Source organism: Clostridium sulfidigenes (assembly GCF_052067195.1).
In the GTDB taxonomy this organism is placed as follows: domain Bacteria; phylum Bacillota; class Clostridia; order Clostridiales; family Clostridiaceae; genus Clostridium_J; species Clostridium_J sulfidigenes.
Genome location: NZ_JBQHQR010000011.1, coordinates 68,284 through 89,943, shown reverse-complemented (window position 1 = coordinate 89,943; position 21,660 = coordinate 68,284). Strand labels below are relative to the sequence as shown.

The following is a 21,660-nucleotide window of genomic DNA, read 5'->3' as shown; positions in this document are numbered from 1 at the left end:
TTAGAAGAGTTCAGGCTTTCTATTTTTAAAATATATTGGCTTAACATTACATAGATGGCATAATAAAAGAGCTTCTTTAAAATTGTTATTAATAGCGGTAGGATTGTGGGAATCAGAACCAATAGTTATATATTTCCCTCCTAATTCTTTATATCTACTATAGATTTTTTTTAGATTATCAAAGGTTACATTGCTTTTTATTCTACGAGTATTTATTTCCATAGCAGTATTAGTATCAATACAAGTTTTTATAACACTATCTATTAAATCATTATATTTATCATAGTAAATCTCACTATCACTTACAGGTGCGTATCTGGATATATAATCTATATGACCTAAAGTATCTATGTAAGGATGAGTTTTTATACAGTCACAAATTTCTTGAAAGTACTTAATTAGAACTTCTCTATAGGATAAGCCTTCATAAATATCCGAGTATCCAATATCAATATTGCTTATTGTATGCTGAGAACCTATAACCTGATCAAAGTCATAGGAATTTATAAGCTTTTCATTATCTTCTTTATAATCTAGAGACATTCCAACTTCTATACCTAATAATAGATTATCACTTCTGTATTCTCCGTACTCCTTAAAGTAATTATCTACATTAAAACGAAATCCAGCTTCCTTAGGATAATTTAAATCCATATGGTCTGTAATAACTAAACCTATGTTGTGTTTACCTGCTGTATTAATAGCATCAGCAAGCTTCATGTTAGAATCAGTAGAAAAACAAGTATGTATGTGGCTATCAAAAATCATAAGATTACCCCCTTAAATATTAAAAGATAAATTTTTAACCACTTAAATATTACTATATAATTATAACATTTTAAAATACAGAATATAGGATTTAGACTTTTATGTAGAAAATTTATACTCTTATGTATTTTTATTGAATAAAACTTTATTATAGACTATAGTTTGATTAATGAAATATATTATTAAAATAATAATTTACTGCAATTTCAATAATAAGTAGGTGTATATATTGAAAAAAGTCAATGCATTAATAAAATATGAAATGATTAATTTAAGAAGAGGAATACTGATATGGAGTATTATTGCGTTATATATTTTTGGATATCAACAAGTTATAAGTAGTATGTTTTCTAATGGGAATTCATTTTTATCTTTACAAGGACTAACTGGGAATTCATGGTTACCTTTAAACTTTATAATGATCCCACTTTTACTTTTAAATATGAAAATTGGTGAAAGTGAAAATGATATATTTAAAACATTAGATATTACACCAGCGAAAATATTCCTAAGTAAAATTATTACATCTTTTATAGTAGGTCTAATAATTTTTATTGCTAATTTCATAATTATGGTTGTTATAAGTTTATTATGTAAAGTTTCCATGGCTTATTTTATTACTTTACTTAAAGGTCATGTTGTCAATGCAGTGATGTTCCTAATTACAACCAGCGCTTTAGGGCTATTTGCTGGACAAGTTATAAGTAAATATCTAGGGAATGTATTAACCTTTATATTATTACTTATATTATTTGTGTTTCTATGTAATTTTTATAAAACATCTAATTTAATATTTCCACTAATAAGCATTAAGTCTTTTGCAAGCTCTATTGATGTTATTATTTATGATAAGATTTACTTATACCATAATTTGTTTTGGATATTAATTATATTCATTTCTTATATATTCATATATTATGGCATAAAAAAACAAGAGAAAACATTAAGAGCCTATATCCTACCAATATCTCTTTCTATTATTGTAGTAATAGCTTGTACTTATATGGGAATAATTATAAATACTATGAAACCAGATTATTATGATATTGCTTCAAGAGCAGATATAGAATATTCAAATTATAATAGTGATGATGCTACATTTTTTTGTAATGACAATGTAGGATTTACTATAGTTAAATATAACATGAACATTAACATAGATAACATACTAGAAAATACTTGTAATATGAATATAAGTGTTAATGATGATAAAGTTAGTTCTTTAGAATTGGGGTTATATAGAGAGTTAAATATTTCCGAGTTATTGATAGATGGAAAATCTGTTGATTTTAGTAGAACCGATAATAGTTTTAAGGTGATTCTTGAAAGGGAATATACAAAGGGAGAAATTATTAACATGAAAGTAGTATACAACGGTATGATAAATACTAAATGGCTTCAGGGAAGAGGATTATTTTACGCAAGGAACAATGGTATTTTTCTAGGGGATGTTTTTGAATGGTATCCTAAACTTAATGACAGCAATGAGAGAGACTATACTATAAAAATTAAATATAATTCTAATAACAAAATTTATTCCAATATGGAAGAATCAATAAGTGGCAATGAATATATATTCCAAGGACGAGATAGAGAAATTTTCTTAATAAGTAGTCCTTTAATAAAGGAACGAATATATCAGGATTATTTAATTATAGGCAATGAAGAATTAGTTAATAATGATAAAATGTGTAATACCATAATTGATATTATGGGAAATAATACAGATAATCCAAGAAATATTACAAAACTTGTTTTTGCTCCTTTTATTCCAGGTGAATCAAAAATGGATAAAGACTACATTAAAGCTTATTTATACGCAATTTATTAATGGAGTGTGATATTTAGTTATGAATAATTTAAAAGTAGATCATTTAAGTTATAGTTATGGGAAATACAAGGCTTTAAACAATATTTCTTTTGAAGTAACTGATGGATTAGTTGGAATTTTGGGGCCTAATGGTGCAGGTAAGACTACAGCAATGAAGCTTATTACTACCCTATTTAAAGCCTATGATGGAGAAATATTTCTAAATAATTTAAGTTATAAGAAAGACATAAAAGAGGTAAGGAAAAGTATAGGTTATTTACCACAGGATTTTTCAACTTATGGGAATTTGAAAGGAAGAGAATTCTTAGAGATAATAGGTAGCTTAAAGTTAGATTGTGATGTAAAAAAGATAAAACAACAAACAGATGAAATTATATCTAAATTGAATATGACTGAATATATTGATAAAAAAGTTAAGCAATATTCAGGTGGTATGAAACAGAAGTTAGGATTTGCACAAGTACTCATAGGTTCTCCTAATTTAATAGTAGTAGATGAGCCTACAGTAGGATTGGATCCAGAACAGAGAAATTATATACGTGAGTTATTTCCTATAATAAGTAAAGATAGAATAGTATTAGTAACAACACACATAGTTGAGGATATAGAATTTTATTGCAATTATCTGTTAGTAATAAAGGAAGGCGAACTTATTTATAGTGGTACAAAGGATAGATTTATTAGAGAAGTTGAAGGAATGGAATGGGAAGCAGAGGTGAATCTTGAAACTTATACAAAAATATTCAATACAAATAAAATATTAAAAACTTCGCAACTTGGTGACTCCATGAATATACAATATGTAAGTTCTGAGCCATTAACATCAAACTCTAGAAAAGTAGATATAGGTCTTCAAGATGCATACATTATCCATAGTACCATAGAGGAGAGTAAATATAGAAATGCTTAAGTTTCATCTAAAACTCCAAAATAATATGATTACCACAAATTTATTATATGCAATAATATCCTTTATAATTTTATTTAATATCCTAATAAGGCTTTTTCCATACATTTTTATCGATGTCAGCACTATACTAAATCATAGTCAATTTGTGAAGAGCATTATTCCAGTAAAGTTATTTACTTATTGTGATGTGTATTTACTAATTTTATTTATAGTAATGATTTTTTTCACATTAGGTATAGATTTTAATAATAGCATGGAAGAAATCTCATTAGCTATTGGTGGAAGCAAAACTAATAAGTTTATGATAAGAAAGTTATTTTCAATGTTATTTTTATATGTGATTATGTATACTATGTCATTTATCAACATATATAACTTGTACATAAAATTAGTAGATAATAAAGTGTCCATAATGCCATTTAAAGAGATAATATTATGTTCATTTACAGCAAATATTTTCATAATATCCTTAAGCCTATTAGTTTTATTTTTAGTAAGAGATATAGCCGTTAGCATAACTATAATTACTTCATATTATTTAATTGAAGAATCCTTATGGAGAGGCAAATTATTAAAAAAATATGGTATACTTGGTCATTTATATAATTACTACGATTATTCCAGTGGAGAAATGATAAGGATTAAGATAATCTTTATATTAATATCCTTAGTATTATTATTAACAACATATAAGCTATCTCGGAGAAAAAGAAATAATAGGTTGTTTTGAAGAATATGGGTTTAAAAGATGTTTTCTGTACTACAGTAAGCATCTTTTTTAGTATAAACTTACTCCTTTGTTACCATGAATAAATTTACACATATTGGATAAAATCTAAATACCTTACTAGATTATATATATAAGTGAATTTTAGCTATAGACAAAGATTATTTTACCATATATGATAAATTAAATGATAAATATGGAATTGACAAAAATTTAACTTATGAAAGTGGGGATAATATGATATTTGATTCACATGCTCATTATGATGATGAACAATTCGATGATGACAGAGATGTTATTTTAAAAGAGATAAAAGATAAAGAGGTTATAGGCGTAATAAATTGTGGTTCTAGCTTGAAGGGTCTTGAAATGTCTGTAAAGTTAGCTGAAGACTATGATTTCATTTATGCCGCTGCAGGAATTCATCCAGAGAATGCTGATGAATTTAGGGATGAAGTTAAAGAGAGAATATGTAGCCTAGCTAAGGATAAGAAGATAGTTGCAATAGGAGAAATAGGACTAGACTACTATTGGGAAGAAAACCCTTCAAGAGAAGTACAAAAGAAAGTTTTTAGAGAGCAAATGGCTATAGCTAAAGAATTTAATTTACCTGTTATAATTCATGATAGAGATGCCCATGGAGATACCCTAGAAATATTAAAGGAATTTCCTGATGTAGTAGGAGTAGTTCACTGCTTTTCAGGAAGTGTAGAATTCTCTAAGGAATGTTTAAAATTAGGATATTATATAGGGGTTACTGGGGTAGTTACTTTTAAAAATTCTAAGGTTATAAAAGAAGTGGTAAAGGAATTGCCCCTAGATAGATTGCTGGTAGAAACTGATTGTCCATATATGGCACCAACACCAAATAGAGGAAAGAGAAATCAATCAAACTATATAAAATTTATCATAGAAGAAATAGCTAACATTAAAGGCACAAGCAGAGATCAAATTGAAGAAATTACAATATTTAACACAAAAAGCTTGTTTAATTTAAATTAGTGAGGTATAATTTGAAATATAAATTTGAAAGTGTAGTTTTAGATATATTAAATTATAGATATAAATTTCATTAGTTTTTAAGTCAAATGTATATAAAGAATAAATGAACTTATTTTTGCATATGTATAGTATAAACCTGTACTTATCACCCCGGAAAGACTGAAACTAAAACACAAAAAAGCTATTATTTTAATTATTATTTTATTATGCATAGTATGCATTAAGTTCAGTCAATTCAATGATTAGAGTGCTAAATTTGACATAACTACGGTATCTAATATATAATAGCAAAGTACTCTTGTCTGAGGGAGGTAATCTTTATGATGATTAAATTCAAAGATAAATTGAAAAGCAATTTTTCAATTTGGCCAAAGACGGTGTTCGTTGTTGTATTAATTCTATTAAGTGCCGCAGTTACTATTTGGGGGTTAAGGAATACCGTTGAAGTAGTAGTTGATGGTCAAAAAGTAGAAATAACTACATTATCAAAAAATTTAAATACTATACTAGAGAACAACGGCATAACAGTTGCTCAGAAGGATAAAATTTCTGTGGAACTAGACAGCGAAGTTAATGATGGTGACATAATTTATATTAATAAGGCAGTAGATGTAGAAGTAGTGGTAGATGGAAAAAACTTATCAATAGCATCAGCAGAGAAAACAGTAGAAGATATGTTAGAAGCTGAGAATATTAAAATAAGTCAAGAGGACAAGATAGTTCCGTCTATGGATGAAAATCTACAAGAAGGTATGACTGTTGAAGTTACAAGAGTAAAGAAGAAACTTTTAAAAGAAGTTCAACCAATAGCTTTTGAAACTGAAACAAGAAAAAACTCTGAACTTAACCAAGGAGTAGAAAAAGTAGTTCAAAAAGGTTCTAAGGGTAAGAGAACTATCACAACAGAGGTTGTGTATGAGAATGGTAAAGAGGTTAATAGAAGAGTTGTAAAAGAGGTTGTTAGTAAAAATCCTATAAACAAGATAATAGATATAGGAACCTTAGCTGTTGTAAGACCATCACGTGGTGGCAATGTAAAAGACTTTGCATATTCAAGTATGATATCTTGTGTATCAACTGCCTATACTTCCGATAGGGGAGATTCAGGTACTATAACAGCAACAGGTACAACTGTTAGACGTAATCCAAATGGATACAGCACTGTAGCTGTAGATCCAAGAGTAATTCCATTAGGAACAAAACTTTATATCGAAGGATATGGACTTGCCATTGCAGAAGATACAGGGGGAGCCATAGTAGGTAATAAGGTTGATGTGTATGTTAATAGCTATGATGAAGCTGTTAACTGGGGAAGAAGACAGGTTAACGTTTATATTTTAAAATAGGAGCATAGGCTCCTATTTTTTTATTTCAGATGCCTAAAATTAAATATGCTATGATATAATTACATTGAGAAATTTTAAAATACAAAGAAATAGATAATTTTTATATAAAAGTTACATAATATTTTATATAGCATAATGCAGGACGGAGGCTTTTATGATTAAGGAAGTAATAGTGGTAGAGGGACGAGATGATGTGACAGCTGTAAAAAGAGCTGTTGATGCTGAAGTAATATCAGTTAGTGGGTTTGGTATAAATAGTAAAGTTATTGAAAGAATAAAAGAGGCTAATAAGAGACAAGGGGTAATAGTTTTAACAGACCCTGATTTTGCTGGAGAAAAAATAAGAAGAATTATAGCTAAAAGAGTTCCTAATATTAAGCATGCTTATATAACTCAAAGTGAAGGAAGAAAAGGTGATAATATAGGAGTTGAAAATGCTTCACCAGAAACTATTATCAAGGCTTTAAATGGAGCAAAGTGTGAATTAAAAGAGCCTAGACATGAGTTTACTATACAAGATATGCACTATTTTAGATTAACAGTAGATAAAGATGCTAAAAAAAGAAGAGATGCTATTGGAAGAGAATTAGGAATAGGGTATAGTAATACAAATCAGCTATTAACTAGATTAAATAATTATGGTATATCTAAGGATGAGTTTGTAGAAGCTATGAAGAAGGTAGATAAGGAGATTTAGTATGGATAAATTAAATACAAAAGAACTAGTTGAAAAATATAATTTTAAGTTTACTAAAAGTTTAGGACAAAATTTTTTAACTGATTACACAGTGCTTGAGGATATTGTAGAGGGTGCAAATATAACTGAGAATGACTACGTAATAGAGATAGGTCCAGGTGTTGGAACTTTAACTAAGGAGTTACTTAAAAGGGCTAAAAGAGTTACTAGTATAGAGTTAGATTCTAGATTAATACCTATTTTGGAATCAGAGTTATCTAGTTATGAGAATTTTAGTTTAATAAATAAAGATGCTTTAAAGGTAAATTATAGAGAACTAATAGGTGAAGAAAAAAGTGTAAAGGTAGTAGCTAATTTGCCATATTATGTAACTACCCCTATAATAGCAAATCTTTTAAATGATAAATTAGATATAAAATCTATAACTATTATGATTCAAAAGGAAGTTGCAGAACGAATTAATGGAGAACCAAGCACTAAAGAATATGGAGCATTTACTCTACTTGCAAAGTATTATTGTGATACAAAAATTATCAGGAATGTACCTCCAAGTTGCTTTATTCCATCTCCTAAAGTAGATTCTATAGTTATTAGACTAGATAAATTAGATAAACCTAGAGTTGAAGTGAAGGATGAAAAACTTTTCTTTAATATAATAAGGCAATCTTTTAATATGAGAAGAAAAACCCTATGGAATAGTATGAAAGCTATAGGATTATCTAAGGAATTGCAAGAAAAGGCTTTTGAAGATGCAGGTATTAATCCAACTAGAAGAGGTGAAACTCTAACAATAGAAGAGTTTGCTACTTTAGCAAATAAGATATACGAGATTCGTCTTAAATAGACGAATCTTTTTTCTTATAAAAATAAATAAAGAATATCCTTCATTTTTTATATATAGTAGTCATATATTATAATGTATAAATAAAAATGGAGGTAAAGAGTATGCCGTCTAGAAAAAGCTATAATAGATTTTTTATAATATTACAAGAAGATCAAAAAGGATATGGACTAGATTCTAATAAAACACCTTCAGGCTACGCTAAGTTAGAGGTAAGAAATGATAAAGCAAAAGCCTCATATTATGCTCAAAATCTTAAAAAGCAAAAGGGCCCATACTTTATGATTTTAATAGTTCAAGGAAACAATGGTAATGAACTAATAAATCTTGGTCGAATCAATATAGATGATGGCGGAAAAGCTGATGTTAGCAATGAATTTAATGCTAATAATTTAGTAAATACAAACATAGGTATGGACAAGGTGCAAGGAGCAGCTATTGGTAAGATAAGTGCAGATAAAGTTATGCCTGTAATGGTAGGGTTTATTGGAGGAGAAGAGCTTAAAAACTGGCAGAGCTATCCTCTAGCTACCAGTGATAGCAATACTGTAAAAGAAAATAATAGTACAACTACACCAGTAAAAGAAACTTTAAAATCAGATAATGAAAATATGAATAGAGTAGTGCCTGAAATTCAAGATACAAATTTAGGGCAGCAAGAAAGTAATACTGGAATTATGCAAAATAACACCAATAATACACAGCAACAGACAGGAGTATCACAAAATACAGGAACTGATAATACACAGCAACAAACAGGAATGCCGCAAAATGTAGGAACTGATAATACAAACATTACTAATCCTCCATATGGTGGAATTATTCCTAATATACCTGGAAGTACTTCTATTCCTATGCCAAATACAAGTGCACCAGGAAGTACTTCTAATCCTACCCCTAATACCAATATACCTGGAATCGCTCCTACTCCTATCCCTAATATCAATATACCTGGAATCACCCCTACTCCAATGTCTAATATAAGAGGTGATGAAAATTATATAAGTGATGAAGTAGATATTATTGATGTTGAAGAAATTGAACCTTTGGTAAAGAATGATCTAATAAATGAACAATTAGAAAGTAATGATGAAGACTATATTGATGATGAGAATAGAATATTTGAAGAATATGAAAAAGAAATAGAAAGGTTAAAAGATTATAGGAAAAAACACTCTAAAAAGAAGAATAAATATGATGATTGTAAGGTGAAAAAATCATATGATTATGACGATATAGAAAAAAAATGTGAAGATTGCAAACCTGAGAAACATAAAAAAAGTGAATGGAATGATAAGGATTATCCAATGGGAACTATGGGTAAATTTTTTAAAGAAGTTATCTATGGTTTAGAAAAGATTGGTAGTAATGAGAATATTAAAAATTGTTTTTGGTACAAAGCTCATGTAAAAAAATTAGAGGATATGTATTGTGTTTATGATTACAATAAATATTCTGTGGTGTTCTATCCTATGATTTGCTATTATCCTTATATATCACGACATGGAAATTTCATGGTTGGATATAAATGTGATGATGAAGGTAATTTAAAATATATTATATATGCAATACCAGGAACAAGAGATTTGGCAGACCAACCATATGAAGGAAAGACTGGTTTCGTAACTTTCATGCCAGATGAAGATAATGATAAAACAGGTCATTGGTTAATGTATTATGATATAAAAGGAAATACTGTGGTTGTACCAGTTAAGAGATAAGATAATATATGAATTTAAAACTCCGAATTTTATTCGGAGTTTATTCTATTTTTTGAAAAAGGTACATAGTATATTAATAAAGGGAGGGTAACATATGAAATTAGTAGATGATAATATGAGAAAATTAGGATTAGCAATAATACTAGCAGGGCTTATGATAGTTATATTAGGAGTTGGAAAATATTTTGAAGAAAGTCTAAGAACAGCTACATTAACTCAGAATAGTATGGTTGAATTTAAGCAATATGATATTCTAGATGGTAAAATAAAATATAAGTTACCTAGTAGCTGGTTAACTACAATAAAAGAGAATAAAGATGATAAAATTGTATACTTAAATGAATTTGTTTCAGATGATGCTAATACTTATGGTTCTATAGAGCTTATAAGTAGCAGTGAAGGTGTTAAAGCAACAATAGATAAGTGCATAGCAGATGTAGAGGGTATGGGAATAAAAGACTATAAAAAAGAAAAAGTGAAGATAGATAATATAGAATTAGATTATATTAAGTATGATTTAAAAAGTAGTAAAGAAAATGTAAAAAGAACCTATGAATATTATGTTCCATACGATGATTATGTGGCTAGAATAACATTTATAATTAGTGATAAAAAAGCTAGAGAGAATACACAAGTGGTATTTGAAAATATAGTTAAAACTTTTTCCTTTGAAAAGTAAAAGAGTTATTTGATTTAATGTATAACAACTATTATAATAAAACATATGATAAAGAATGAAAAATTCTAAGAATTTTTCAAGTGGAGGGCAAAGGTGAGAAGAGTAAAGAGTAATTTCATAGTTATATTATTAATAATATCATCATTACTAATTTCCGCTTGTGGTATAAGGGGAAATAGTGATTTTAACTATATGCAAGAAAGGAACATTATGAAGGTTACAATTCAGAGTACTAGAGATAAAAGTTATAAGTTTACTGTTACTGACAAAGATGTAATAAATGATATATATAGTATACTTTCTAGTGCAAGTGTTGTTGAAGAAAAGTCAACCCTAGACCCAGACTATACTCTGGAGATATATGAGAGCCCAACAGAATTTAAGACCTTTAATTATGTAGCTGGACTTGACAAGAAGGATGGGGCAAATCTGTATAATGATGATAATAAGTATATTGTTTCTAAGAGGCTTGATAATGATATTATAAAAAACTTTGCAAATATAAGAAAACCTATCGACTTTGAGTATGTATATTATACTTCTATTTTAAGTTGTTTAGATAAGTACGTATCCGCTAATAAAGATGCAGGTAATGTTGGAGTTAATATATCTAGTGATAATATGGCTGCACGTTTTCAAATATCCACAGAGATTGAGGAATTTAAGAAGAAAATAAATAAACTTAAATCAGTAACATTCATGGATACCTCTGTTACTAGAGATGATTTTAATGTAGTTATGAATATAAAAACAGAAGGATATACATCTAAGAAATATAAAGGTATTGTTACCTTTGAAAAGACTGAAAATGCTTCCTCCACTAGCTATTATATAAGTAACGTTTATGATCGTGGAGAATGGAAGTTTAACATAAGTGATGAAAAACCGAAGGAATTCTAAAAGTAAAATAAATATAGTAATTAAAAGGATATAGCATGATGATTAAATGAACATCACGCTATATCCTTATTAAATTATTGTATAGAATTATTAGTATAAGGAGCTAATCGTTTTGTAAGACTATTTAAATTTATAACTGAGCATACAGCTAAGCAAATTATACAATCTATAAGAATATAAGTACCATTATATACTAGTGAATATACTGCTGGAGTTAAGTTGTAATCAGCAGCATAACTTCCCCAGAAAATTATTCCTGCAATGTAGTGGAATATAAATCTTGCAAAGAAAGCTACTATTATAGCTAAATACTTATTTTTCTTAAAAAATCCTGAAAGTCCAATTGCCATAAAAGGTAGAGTATAGTCAAAAAGAACTTGAATAGGGTGAAGAATATATGCAGGTCCTATAACAAAGTTTAGTATTCCATACACAAAGCCAGTGAATATTCCTATAGTAGGCCCATAAATCAAGGATATTAAAATTATAGGTAGCATACTAGCAAGAGTTGCGCTTCCACCTAAAGGAAATTCGAAAAATTTGAAAAACTGAAGAATTACCGACATAGCAACTGCTAAGGCTATATGAGCTGTTAATCTAGAAGTAAACTTGATATGTTTAACTTTTATAAACACACAAAATAGAATTAGGACACCAAATAAGGTGGCAATAGTTGTCCAACTAGCTAGAATATTTTTCATATTTTCTAAGATATTCATAAAGAGTCCTCCTTAAATTAAGTAGTGCTAAGGACTAATGTTGAAGCTGAAGTTATACTCTGCAAAAAAGCCATGTTCGTAAGAACACGGCTAAATAACTAAGCATTAACTTAAGCTTATTAATCGCTTCCCTACGCTAGCATTATCTAGGTCAGGTAAAGGGTAATGAAAAATCATTTCTCAGCCGAAGCACCCCTAGCACAATATATTATTTTATATTTTCATAATAGCATACATAGTTTTATAGTTCAATAGAGCCCTATATAAACCGAATAAAAATAGAGACTACGAATTTTAATCGTGTCTCTATAATGATGAATAATACATATTTCTTTAAAATATATATCTATATTTTTGTAACATTTGCTGCTTGAGGGCCTCTATCCCCACTAACTATTTCAAATTGAACCTTTTGTCCTTCATCAAGAACCTTATAGCCATCTCCCGTTACAGCAGAGAAATGTACAAATACATCTTCATGACCTTCCATAGATATAAATCCAAACCCTTTTTCACTATTAAACCATTTTACTGTTCCTACTTCCATATAATCTCCGTTAAGCAACTTAAATAGTTGCACCCTTTTCAACATACTCAGTTTTGCGGTGCTACTCCTGTTGGTCGTGTACTCTAGGGCATCAAATCTTAATATTATTAAGATAAGCACGGAATCTCCTTTCAAAATATTTGACCATATCTAATTTCTTAGATATTAATTATAGTGTTCTCAATTTAAAATTTTTTATACTATTTTATTATACGTTTAGCAATATAATATCTATTACTATAATAAGCAGAATTTAAGTTAGAAACTCTTACGCAGTCACCAGGTTTAGGAGCTTGTATAAATAAATCATTACCCTTATAGATTCCTACATGAGATATATCATTAGGATCATCATCATTAGTAGTAAAGAAGATTAAATCTCCAGGTTTTAAATCCTTACGATGAACAATAACACCTTGATGCACTTGATAGTATGTAGATCTTTCTAAGGAGATTCCTAGTTGCTTGTACACATATTGAGCAAGTCCAGAACAGTCAAAACCTACAGGGGTAAATCCACCCCAAAGGTATGGTACTCCAATGTATTCTTCAGCTTTAGCAACTATGTCTTCACCAGTACAGTTACTTTGTATAAGAGGAGTTTCCTTTACTATTGGATTTGATGATTGATTTTCATCAGATATGGTTACATAGTCACCGCTAATATATCCATTAGTAGTACCTACCTTAACATTATACCAACCATTAGTATAAGAAATAATAGGTAATTTACTACCATATCTTACTGTAGTTAGGATAGTATGGCTAGTGCCAGCCCCAGAACGGACATTTAAAGCATCTGCATTAACAATTGCAACCTTACCGTTTACAGTGTGAGAAGGTGGAATTTCTTTAGGTGGTATAACTTCACCTCTACTAGGATTCTTGTCAGTAGAACTACTATTCTTTGAAATAAATTCTGAACTTACAAAGGCTTTACCACCTTTGAATTTGATTTTGTGCCAACCGTTGCTGGTTGACAATATTTCAACCTTAGAATTTTTATATAGAGTTCCAACTATTTTAGAACTAGTATTTCCACTAGAACGAACATTTAGAGCATCTGCATTAACAATACCCGTAGATTTAACGGTACTATCAGTAGAAGAGTTACTATTGTTATTATTAGTACCGTTACCTGAGTTTGTATTAGTTGAAGAAGTATTAATGTATTCAGCACTAACAAAACCCGTAGTATTATTATATTTAATTTTGTGCCAACCATTACTAGTAGATATTATTTGGATTTTAGCATTTTTAGAAAGAGAACCAATAATTCTACTGTTAGTATTACCTGCAGAACGCACATTTAAGGCAGTAGCAGTAACAATTCCAGTTTTAGATGCTTGTACTGTATTAGAATTATTATCTAGTTTTACATATTCTCCAGAAATCCAACCAGTAGTGTTATTATATTTAATTTTATACCATCCATTTGATATCTCTAGAATTGATACTTTAGTATTATAATTTATTTTACCAATAATATTACTACTAGTATTATGATTTGATCTTATATTTAATACATCTGCAGTTATAGTTCCTGTAACTGTAGAGTTGTATGAAGAATTTGAAGTTTGAGCTGGATCAGCTATAGCTATAACTTGCATAGAAGTAGCAATGGCTGTGCCCGTTGCAAGTGTACATAAAACTTTCAATGCTTTATCATTCATTAATTAACAGTCCTTTCTCAACAATATTTTCCCATAGAATATATTTCATATTATTACTTAAATTATAAGGTAAAAAATGATATATAACAACAAATAACAGCAAATACATTTATATTTTTTTAATTCAATAGAACTCTAATCTAGTTTTAAGATTAGAGTTCAAAAATTTTAACTAAATTTACACCTTCTAAAGGTGGTTTTATAGTTAATGTATGAGATTTTAGGTTTACAGCATTTTTCATAAAAGATATGAAATTTTCTATTCCATGAACAGGAAAGTCTATATGTGGAACTTTATAATGCATTGGAATTACTAATTTACTTTGGATTTTATTGCAAAGAGTGGCAGCAATTTCAGGAGCGATGGTAAAATTACTCCCTACTGGTATGAAGAGTATATCTACAGTACCTAATAAATCTAATTCTTCAGCTGCTAGCATATGTCCAAGATCTCCTAAATGACATAGTTTTAAGTTATCCGTTTCTATTAAGTAAATTATATTATCACCACGTTTAGCTCCCTTTATATTGTCATGATAAGATGGAAAGCCTTGAATTTTAATAGAAGAGCTTTCATATGAGCAAGGTGTGTTTATAATAATTGCACCAGGATTTATTAAATCCGTATAGTTATGATCAAAATGGTCATGACTGATGGTAACTATATCTACAGAACCTTTATAGGGCGTTCCACCTAAACATTTATTAAAAGGATCCATAAGTATCTTTTCTCCATGAGAATTTTCAAGTAGAAAGCAAGAATGTCCAAACCAAGTAATTACCATAGTTAGTACCTCCTAATTAAGTAAAGTTAACTATTTAGTCTATTTTAATTATTAACAGCTTTGCTTAATTTATGCTTTGGTATGTGAAAAGAACATTTTAATTTAAAAAGATGACTATAATAATAAGATTAGAGAAAATTGTAGTAGATTAAATAATATTTTAGTATGTTATTAGAGATAAAGCCCTTTACATTAAAATTTTTATATAATATAATAGATGTAAAATTAATTTATAACATAGTATAGATAAAAGCTAAGAACAGGACAGTACTCTAAAAGGTAGCTTAAAGAGAGTGGGGGTAGGTGAAAACCCATAGTGAATAATTAGAGGAAGATCACCTAGGAGCTGAGAACTGAAATTTAGTAAGTTTTTCCGTATTTCTGCGTTAAGGAATAGGATATGTTAGTATCCGAAATTATTAACACTGTAGGTGGTATAGCGAAGTAACTTCGTCCTTAGTAGGGCGGAGTTTTAATTTTTATCCATGATATATGAGATTAATTAATGGATGCTATGGATAAAATTAAGAGTACATACTATTAAATTAATTTGACCTTATAATACTTTACAATATTTAAAAGATTCCATGAGATTAACCAGAAATGGTACAGATAAACTATGTAAGGAGGAAAAATATATGTATAAGAAAATTGATAACTCAAAGTCTTTTATGGACATTGAGAAAGATATGTTAAAGCTTTGGGAAGAAAAAGACGTAATACAAAAGAACTTCGACTTAAATGATGAAGGTGAATATTTTACGTTCTATGATGGTCCACCAACAGCTAATGGTAAACCACACATAGGTCACGTTATAACTAGAGTTATGAAAGATATAATCCCAAGATATAAAGTTATGAAAGGGTATAAGGTTTTAAGAAAAGCTGGATGGGATACTCATGGTCTTCCAGTAGAACTTGAAATTGAAAAGAAACTTGGAATTTCAGGAAAACCTGAGATTGAAAAGTATGGAGTAGAAGAATTTGTTACTCAATGTAAAGATAGTGTATTCTCTTACGTTGAAATGTGGAGAGAAATGTCTGAAAGGCTTGGTTACTGGGTTGACATGGAAAATCCATATGTAACTTATCATAATGATTATATAGAATCAGTATGGTGGGCTTTAAAGCAAATGTGGAATAAGGATTTATTATATAAAGGACACAAAGTAATGCCTTATTGCCCAAGATGTGGAACTACCTTATCATCTCACGAAGTAGCACAGGGATATAAAGATGTAAAGGATAGCTCAGCTTATGTAAAATTCAAATTAAAAGATGAGGACAAATATGTATTAGTATGGACAACAACTCCTTGGACATTACCAAGTAACGTTGCTCTTGCTGTTAATAAATCTTATGATTATGTAGAAGTTTTACATGAAGGTGAATATCTAATTCTTTCAAGAACTCTTTTAAACAAACTCCAAGGTGAGTATGAAGTAGTATCTGAATTTAAAGGAGAAACATTGCTTGGAAAAGAATATGAGCAAATGTTTAAGTTCGAAGTGCCTGAAGAAAAAGCATTTTATATAGTTCATGGAGACTTTGTAACATTAACAGATGGTACTGGAATAGTTCATATAGCACCTGCTTATGGAGATGACGATAATCAATTAGGAAAGAAATATGGTCTTCCTATGATTAATCTAGTAGATGGAGAAGGAAATTTTATTCCAGCAGTAACTCCTTGGGCTGGAATATTTGTAAAAAAAGCAGATGAGAAGATTTTAGCTTATTTAAAGGAGAATAATATTCTTTATAAGAGTGAGAAGTTTACACACTCATATCCACATTGCTGGAGATGCGATACACCACTTCTTTATTATCCAAGAGAAAGTTGGTTTGTAAGAATGTCTTCAGTAAGGGACCAACTTATTGAAAATAATAATAAAATAAATTGGATGCCTGACAATGTAAAAACAGGTAGAATGGGTAAATTCCTTGAGAATGTAATTGACTGGGGAATTTCTAGAAATAGATATTGGGGTACTCCACTTCCAATTTGGGAATGTGAATGTGGCCACAGAGAGTTAATAGGAAGTGTTGAAGAACTTAAGGAAAAAGGTGTAAATGTACCAGAGGGTATAGAGCTTCATAAGCCATATATTGATAGGGTTAAGGTTACTTGTCCACACTGCCAAAAAGAAATGACAAGGGTTGAAGAAGTTATAGACTGTTGGTTTGACTCAGGTTCAATGCCATTTGCTCAATATCACTATCCTTTTGAAAATAAAGAACTATTTGAAGCAAACTTCCCAGCACAGTTTATTTCTGAAGCTGTAGACCAAACAAGAGGATGGTTCTATACACTTCTTGCTATTTCTACAACTGTGTTTGAGAATAATCCTTTTGAAAACTGTATAGTACTAGGACACGTTTTAGATAAAGATGGACTTAAGATGTCTAAACATAAAGGAAATGTACTTAGTCCATTTACAGTACTTGAAAATGAAGGAGCAGATGCTTTAAGATGGTATTTCTATACTGGTAGTGCACCATGGCTTCCATCAAGATTCTATGAAGAGGCTGTTATAGAAGCTCAAAGAAAATTCATAGGAACACTATGGAATGTGTACTCCTTCTATGTTCTATATGCAGAATTAGACAATTTTAATCCAATAGATTATAAAGATTTTAAATCAGAAAATGTAATGGATAAATGGATGATGTCTAAACTGAATACATTAGTTAAAAATATAGATGAGCATTTAGAAAACTACAGAATAACTCAAGGAGCTAAAGAACTAGAAGATTTTGTAGATGAATTATCTAACTGGTATGTTAGAAGAAACAGAGCAAGATTCTGGGGTGAAGAGCTTACAGAGGATAAGATAGGTGCTTACATGACTTTATATAGAGTACTTGTATCATTCTCTAAAATAGCTGCACCATTTATACCATTTATAACAGAAGAGTTATATCAAAATCTTGTTGTTGCTTTTGATAAGGATGCAGAAGAGAGTGTTCACCTATGTAAATGGCCAGAATACGTTAAAGCTGATGTAGACGCGGTATTAGAAGATGAAATGGATAAGGCATATAAGATAGTTAAGCTTGGAAGAAGTGCAAGAAATGGGGCTAATATTAAGAATAGACAGCCACTTGGAAAAATGCTTGTATCTGTAGACTCACTTCCAGAATATTATGGAGACATAGTTAAGGATGAGCTTAATATTAAACAAGTAGAACTAGGATCAGACCTTTCTAAATATGTTAACTTTGAAATAAAACCTAATCTTCCAGTACTAGGAAAGGCTTACGGAAAAATGATTCCAGGAATCAGAAAAGGTATAGCCTCAATGAATCAAATGGAGCTTGCACAAAGAGTAAATAATGGTGAAGTGGTTACAATAAATGTAGATGGAACTGAAATAGAGTTGAATAAAGAAAATCTACTTGTAACAATGCAAGGCTTAGAAGGATTTGCTTTTGCTGGAGAAGGTGAAATAGGTGTAGTATTAGATACAAATATTTCAGAAGAACTTAGAGAAGAAGGTCACATAAGAGAAGTTCTAAGCAAAATACAAAACATGAGAAAAGAAACAGGATTTGAAGTTTCAGACAAAATAAACTTATACTTTGCTGGAAATGAAGTCTTAGAGAATGTAATAAGAAAGTTTGAAAATCAAATAAAGAAAGATACATTAGCATTAACTGTAGCCTATAATAGTGATAAGGCTATAAATGAAGTTAAAATTAATGGTGAAAAGTTATTATTACATGTAGAAAGAGTTTAATAATAATATGTTAAATTAAAATATTAAGTAGTTTAGATGGAGTTAATATGATAATAGATTGCTCCATCTAAACTTTATAATTATACTTTACTTTATAGTATAAATAAGGTATATATGTATTAAAAATATGCAGAATAATAAGAGAGGTGATATATAGTGGCAGCGTCAATTAAAGATGTAGCAAAAGAAGCAAATGTTTCTATTGCCACAGTTTCAAGAGTACTAAATGATATAGATGTAGTCAATCAAGAGACAAAGCAAAGAGTTCTAGATGCAATAGACAAGTTAGATTATAGACCAAATATTTTAGCAAGAAGCTTAAAGACTCAAAGGTCAAGCACAATTGGTATAATAATACCAGATATATCAAATTCCCTTTTCCCTGAGATTGTAAGAGGGGCAGAGGACTTAGCAAGTATTTATAATTATAATATAATGTTATGTAATACTGATCTAGACAAGAGTAGAGAAAAAGAAAGTTTTAATATATTAAGAGAGAAGATGGTAGACGGTATAATATATATGGGAGACCGTCTAGATAAAGAGATAAAGGCAGCTATAAAATCTGTTGGCACTCCTGTAGTATCAATAGGTGCTATGGATGATGAAGGAGATGTTCCTAGTGTAGGTATAGATAGTTATACTGCTGCCTATGATGCTGTAAATTATCTATTCTCAAAAAATAATAAAAACATAGCATATATAGGATACATTAAAGAAAATGCTACTGAATATAAAAAGATGTATCATGGCTATAAAGACGCCATGGATGAAGAGAATTGTTTCAATGAAAAACTAGTTTATCTTGGAAGTTTAAAATATGAGGACGGCTTTGAAGGAATCACTCATATTATAAAAGATAATAAGGTTGATGCAGTTTTATGTGGAAGCGATCAATCAGCTCTTGGAGTTATAAATGCGTTAAGAGAAAAAGGAATCAGGGTACCAGAAGATATAAATGTTATAGGCTTTGATAATATAGCATTATCAGGAGTATTTTATCCTAAGCTTACTACAGTTTCTCGTCCCCTATACGATATGGGCTCTGTGGGAATGAGACTTCTTATAAAGCTTGTAAATAAAATTCCAGTTGAAGAAACTTATTACAGATTACCATATAACATAGTTGAAAGAGATTCTTGTAAGAAATAGATAGAATTAAATATAAAATAATTTAAACAATAAAAAAGTGGATTTTAAAATCCACTTTTTTATTGTTTATCTATCTAAGGATACTTTTCCCATAAGTTTATTAGCCTTATTATCAGATACATTTTTTATAGATGAACTTTTACCTTCTTTGATAAAGGTTCCCTTAGTGGTCATAGGGTCTGAGAAGACTCCAGCACCATTTATACATCCACCATTACACATCATTCCTTCAATAAAATTACCTTGTAGTTTATTTATTTTTGCCATGTTTAAAGCTTTTTTTATTTCTGTAGAACCTGAAACTTTTACTGGTTTAAATTCTACATTAATATTTTCTGTGCTAACATAATTTTCTATAGCAGCAGTAAGTCCACCAGCTATACCAAAGCCCCTACCTAAAGTTGAGCCATCTTCAAGGGTCTCTTCACTGCAGTTTTCAGGATTGGTATTGAAAGCATCTAATATAGCACAAAGCTCTTCAAAGGTTAGCACGTAGTCAATAACTCCAGCTACATCTGGTCTTTTAGCTTCAGCTTTCTTAGCTGTGCATGGACCAATAAATACTATTTTAGCATCAGGAGTTTCATTTTTTATGGCACGTCCCATTGCAATCATTGGAGATACCGTATTGGAGATGTGAGAAACCTCAGTAGGAAACTTTTTCTCAATGTAGCTAAAGAAGCCTGGACAACAAGAATTAGTCATATAATTTTGTCCATTTTCCATTCTCTCTACAAATTCCTTAGCTTCGTGCATTGTTACCATATCTGCACCACAAGATGCTTCAAACACATCAGAAAATCCGATTGCTTTTAATGAAGATTTAATTTGGCCTATTGAAACATTATTGCCCATCTGACCAGAAATTGATGGGGCAACAATTGCAATCATGTTGTGTTTTTTCTGATATAATTTTTTAGATACAGGAGCTACAAGACTTTTATCAGATATAGCACCAAAAGGACAAGCTGTCATACAAGCTCCACATTGAATACAATCATCTTCATTAATGATAGCACGTCTAGTGATTTCATCTACCTTGAGAGCTCCAGTTGGGCATGAAGTTTTACAAGGACGACGAACTTCGGATATAGCATTATAAGGACAAATCTTCTTACAAAGTCCACATTCTTTACATAATTCCTGATTTATATATGATTTACCACCTACAGTCATCATGGCATTAGCAGGACATACTTCCTTACATTTATGAGTAATACAACCTCTACAAGCCTCTGTAACGGTATATTTATCTATGGGACATCTATCACAAGCAGCTTCTATGACGTACATAATTTGATCGTTATTTTTAATATCAATAAGATCACTATATTCATCCCCTATAGGCATATATCCAGCAGCCAGTTTAGCTCTTTGGTTTACTATGGCACGCTCTTTGAAAATACAGCATCTATATGCAGGAGTATCTTTATCAACTATAAATTTATGAATATTGAATATTTCTTTGGTATTTAGATTATCATTAATAGATAAAAGGACAATTTGTTTTAGAACCTCATGCTTAATCTTTTTTAACGATGTATCAAAAGTAAACATTAAAATCCCTCCTAATTTCATAACATTGTTAATTTTTTAACCAAAACTAATTATAGCATCATTTA

At 29.7% G+C, this 21,660-nt stretch carries 18 protein-coding genes, 1 riboswitch and 1 other annotated feature; of the genes, 12 read left to right on the top strand and 6 right to left on the bottom strand.

What is annotated here, in order from left to right:
• Positions 1-768, bottom strand: a complete 768-nt coding sequence (locus ACTNBA_RS13210; RefSeq protein WP_441074664.1) for a histidinol phosphate phosphatase — start codon at positions 766-768, stop codon at positions 1-3.
• Positions 769-997: 229 nt separating this feature from the next.
• Here ACTNBA_RS13210 and ACTNBA_RS13205 point away from each other — a divergent pair, with 229 nt between their 5' ends.
• The 10 genes from ACTNBA_RS13205 to ACTNBA_RS13160 all read left to right on the top strand — a co-directional run bounded on the left by ACTNBA_RS13205 (position 998) and on the right by ACTNBA_RS13160 (position 11,422).
• Complete coding sequence (locus ACTNBA_RS13205; RefSeq protein WP_441074662.1) at positions 998-2,599, top strand: hypothetical protein; 1,602 nt, start codon at positions 998-1,000, stop codon at positions 2,597-2,599.
• Between the two features lie 19 nt (positions 2,600-2,618).
• A complete protein-coding gene (locus tag ACTNBA_RS13200; protein ID WP_441074661.1) occupies positions 2,619-3,509 on the top strand; it encodes an ATP-binding cassette domain-containing protein in 891 nt (296 codons plus the stop codon).
• Between the two features lie 253 nt (positions 3,510-3,762).
• A complete protein-coding gene (locus tag ACTNBA_RS13195) occupies positions 3,763-4,239 on the top strand; it encodes a hypothetical protein (protein WP_441074660.1) in 477 nt (158 codons plus the stop codon).
• Between the two features lie 234 nt (positions 4,240-4,473).
• A complete protein-coding gene (locus ACTNBA_RS13190) occupies positions 4,474-5,238 on the top strand; it encodes a TatD family hydrolase (protein ID WP_441074658.1) in 765 nt (254 codons plus the stop codon).
• A gap of 320 nt (positions 5,239-5,558) precedes the next feature.
• Complete coding sequence (locus tag ACTNBA_RS13185) at positions 5,559-6,584, top strand: resuscitation-promoting factor (RefSeq protein ID WP_346867032.1); 1,026 nt, start codon at positions 5,559-5,561, stop codon at positions 6,582-6,584.
• A gap of 154 nt (positions 6,585-6,738) precedes the next feature.
• On the top strand, positions 6,739-7,281 hold the full coding sequence (gene rnmV / locus ACTNBA_RS13180) for a ribonuclease M5 (protein WP_441074656.1): 543 nt from the start codon (positions 6,739-6,741) through the stop codon (positions 7,279-7,281).
• Position 7,282: 1 nt separating this feature from the next.
• On the top strand, positions 7,283-8,125 hold the full coding sequence (rsmA, locus tag ACTNBA_RS13175; RefSeq protein ID WP_150846218.1) for a 16S rRNA (adenine(1518)-N(6)/adenine(1519)-N(6))-dimethyltransferase RsmA: 843 nt from the start codon (positions 7,283-7,285) through the stop codon (positions 8,123-8,125).
• Between the two features lie 101 nt (positions 8,126-8,226).
• A complete protein-coding gene (locus tag ACTNBA_RS13170; RefSeq protein WP_441074654.1) occupies positions 8,227-9,843 on the top strand; it encodes a hypothetical protein in 1,617 nt (538 codons plus the stop codon).
• A gap of 94 nt (positions 9,844-9,937) precedes the next feature.
• Positions 9,938-10,522 (top strand): hypothetical protein, encoded by a 585-nt coding sequence (locus tag ACTNBA_RS13165; protein WP_346885031.1) that lies wholly within the window; start codon positions 9,938-9,940, stop codon positions 10,520-10,522.
• Between the two features lie 93 nt (positions 10,523-10,615).
• Positions 10,616-11,422 (top strand): YhfM domain-containing protein, encoded by an 807-nt coding sequence (locus ACTNBA_RS13160; RefSeq protein ID WP_441074651.1) that lies wholly within the window; start codon positions 10,616-10,618, stop codon positions 11,420-11,422.
• Positions 11,423-11,496: 74 nt separating this feature from the next.
• Here ACTNBA_RS13160 and thiT read toward each other — a convergent pair whose 3' ends face one another.
• From thiT to ACTNBA_RS13140, 4 genes are all read right to left on the bottom strand, one after another.
• Entirely contained in the window at positions 11,497-12,141 is a 645-nt protein-coding gene (thiT, locus tag ACTNBA_RS13155) for an energy-coupled thiamine transporter ThiT (RefSeq protein WP_441074648.1), read from the bottom strand.
• A gap of 111 nt (positions 12,142-12,252) precedes the next feature.
• Positions 12,253-12,348, bottom strand: a riboswitch (TPP riboswitch).
• Positions 12,349-12,487: 139 nt separating this feature from the next.
• The gene (locus ACTNBA_RS13150; RefSeq protein ID WP_035130858.1) at positions 12,488-12,688 is read right to left on the bottom strand and encodes a cold-shock protein; all 201 of its coding nucleotides are present in this window, start codon (positions 12,686-12,688) and stop codon (positions 12,488-12,490) included.
• A gap of 200 nt (positions 12,689-12,888) precedes the next feature.
• The gene (locus ACTNBA_RS13145) at positions 12,889-14,361 is read right to left on the bottom strand and encodes a C40 family peptidase (RefSeq protein ID WP_441074646.1); all 1,473 of its coding nucleotides are present in this window, start codon (positions 14,359-14,361) and stop codon (positions 12,889-12,891) included.
• A gap of 152 nt (positions 14,362-14,513) precedes the next feature.
• Positions 14,514-15,146 carry an MBL fold metallo-hydrolase gene (locus ACTNBA_RS13140; protein WP_441074644.1) on the bottom strand — a complete coding sequence of 211 codons (633 nt, stop codon included), beginning with the start codon at positions 15,144-15,146 and terminating at the stop codon, positions 14,514-14,516.
• 246 nt (positions 15,147-15,392) lie between these two features.
• Positions 15,393-15,607 (top strand) — a binding site (T-box leader).
• Positions 15,608-15,784: 177 nt separating this feature from the next.
• Between ACTNBA_RS13140 and ileS the strand changes: the two genes are divergently transcribed.
• Both ileS and ACTNBA_RS13130 read left to right on the top strand, forming a co-directional pair.
• Positions 15,785-18,886 (top strand): isoleucine--tRNA ligase, encoded by a 3,102-nt coding sequence (gene ileS / locus ACTNBA_RS13135; RefSeq protein ID WP_441074641.1) that lies wholly within the window; start codon positions 15,785-15,787, stop codon positions 18,884-18,886.
• 156 nt (positions 18,887-19,042) lie between these two features.
• On the top strand, positions 19,043-20,038 hold the full coding sequence (locus ACTNBA_RS13130) for a LacI family DNA-binding transcriptional regulator (protein ID WP_346885036.1): 996 nt from the start codon (positions 19,043-19,045) through the stop codon (positions 20,036-20,038).
• A gap of 66 nt (positions 20,039-20,104) precedes the next feature.
• Here ACTNBA_RS13130 and ACTNBA_RS13125 read toward each other — a convergent pair whose 3' ends face one another.
• Positions 20,105-21,595, bottom strand: a complete 1,491-nt coding sequence (locus ACTNBA_RS13125; protein ID WP_441074639.1) for a 4Fe-4S dicluster domain-containing protein — start codon at positions 21,593-21,595, stop codon at positions 20,105-20,107.
• Positions 21,596-21,660: the final 65 nt, after the last annotated feature.

Excerpts from the sequence above, each read along its gene's own strand:
- ACTNBA_RS13210 (WP_441074664.1), bottom strand. The coding sequence starts at position 768 with ATGATTTTTGATAGCCACATACATACTTGTTTTTCTACTGATTCTAAC.
- ACTNBA_RS13200 (WP_441074661.1), top strand. The coding sequence starts at position 2,619 with ATGAATAATTTAAAAGTAGATCATTTAAGTTATAGTTATGGGAAATAC.
- ACTNBA_RS13195 (WP_441074660.1), top strand. The coding sequence starts at position 3,763 with ATGGAAGAAATCTCATTAGCTATTGGTGGAAGCAAAACTAATAAGTTT.
- ACTNBA_RS13190 (WP_441074658.1), top strand. The coding sequence starts at position 4,474 with ATGATATTTGATTCACATGCTCATTATGATGATGAACAATTCGATGAT.
- ACTNBA_RS13185 (WP_346867032.1), top strand. The coding sequence starts at position 5,559 with ATGATGATTAAATTCAAAGATAAATTGAAAAGCAATTTTTCAATTTGG.
- rnmV (WP_441074656.1), top strand. The coding sequence starts at position 6,739 with ATGATTAAGGAAGTAATAGTGGTAGAGGGACGAGATGATGTGACAGCT.
- rsmA (WP_150846218.1), top strand. The coding sequence starts at position 7,283 with ATGGATAAATTAAATACAAAAGAACTAGTTGAAAAATATAATTTTAAG.
- ACTNBA_RS13170 (WP_441074654.1), top strand. The coding sequence starts at position 8,227 with ATGCCGTCTAGAAAAAGCTATAATAGATTTTTTATAATATTACAAGAA.
- ACTNBA_RS13165 (WP_346885031.1), top strand. The coding sequence starts at position 9,938 with ATGAAATTAGTAGATGATAATATGAGAAAATTAGGATTAGCAATAATA.
- thiT (WP_441074648.1), bottom strand. The coding sequence starts at position 12,141 with ATGAATATCTTAGAAAATATGAAAAATATTCTAGCTAGTTGGACAACT.
- ACTNBA_RS13150 (WP_035130858.1), bottom strand. The coding sequence starts at position 12,688 with ATGGAAGTAGGAACAGTAAAATGGTTTAATAGTGAAAAAGGGTTTGGA.
- ACTNBA_RS13145 (WP_441074646.1), bottom strand. The coding sequence starts at position 14,361 with ATGAATGATAAAGCATTGAAAGTTTTATGTACACTTGCAACGGGCACA.
- ACTNBA_RS13140 (WP_441074644.1), bottom strand. The coding sequence starts at position 15,146 with ATGGTAATTACTTGGTTTGGACATTCTTGCTTTCTACTTGAAAATTCT.
- ileS (WP_441074641.1), top strand. The coding sequence starts at position 15,785 with ATGTATAAGAAAATTGATAACTCAAAGTCTTTTATGGACATTGAGAAA.
- ACTNBA_RS13125 (WP_441074639.1), bottom strand. The coding sequence starts at position 21,595 with ATGTTTACTTTTGATACATCGTTAAAAAAGATTAAGCATGAGGTTCTA.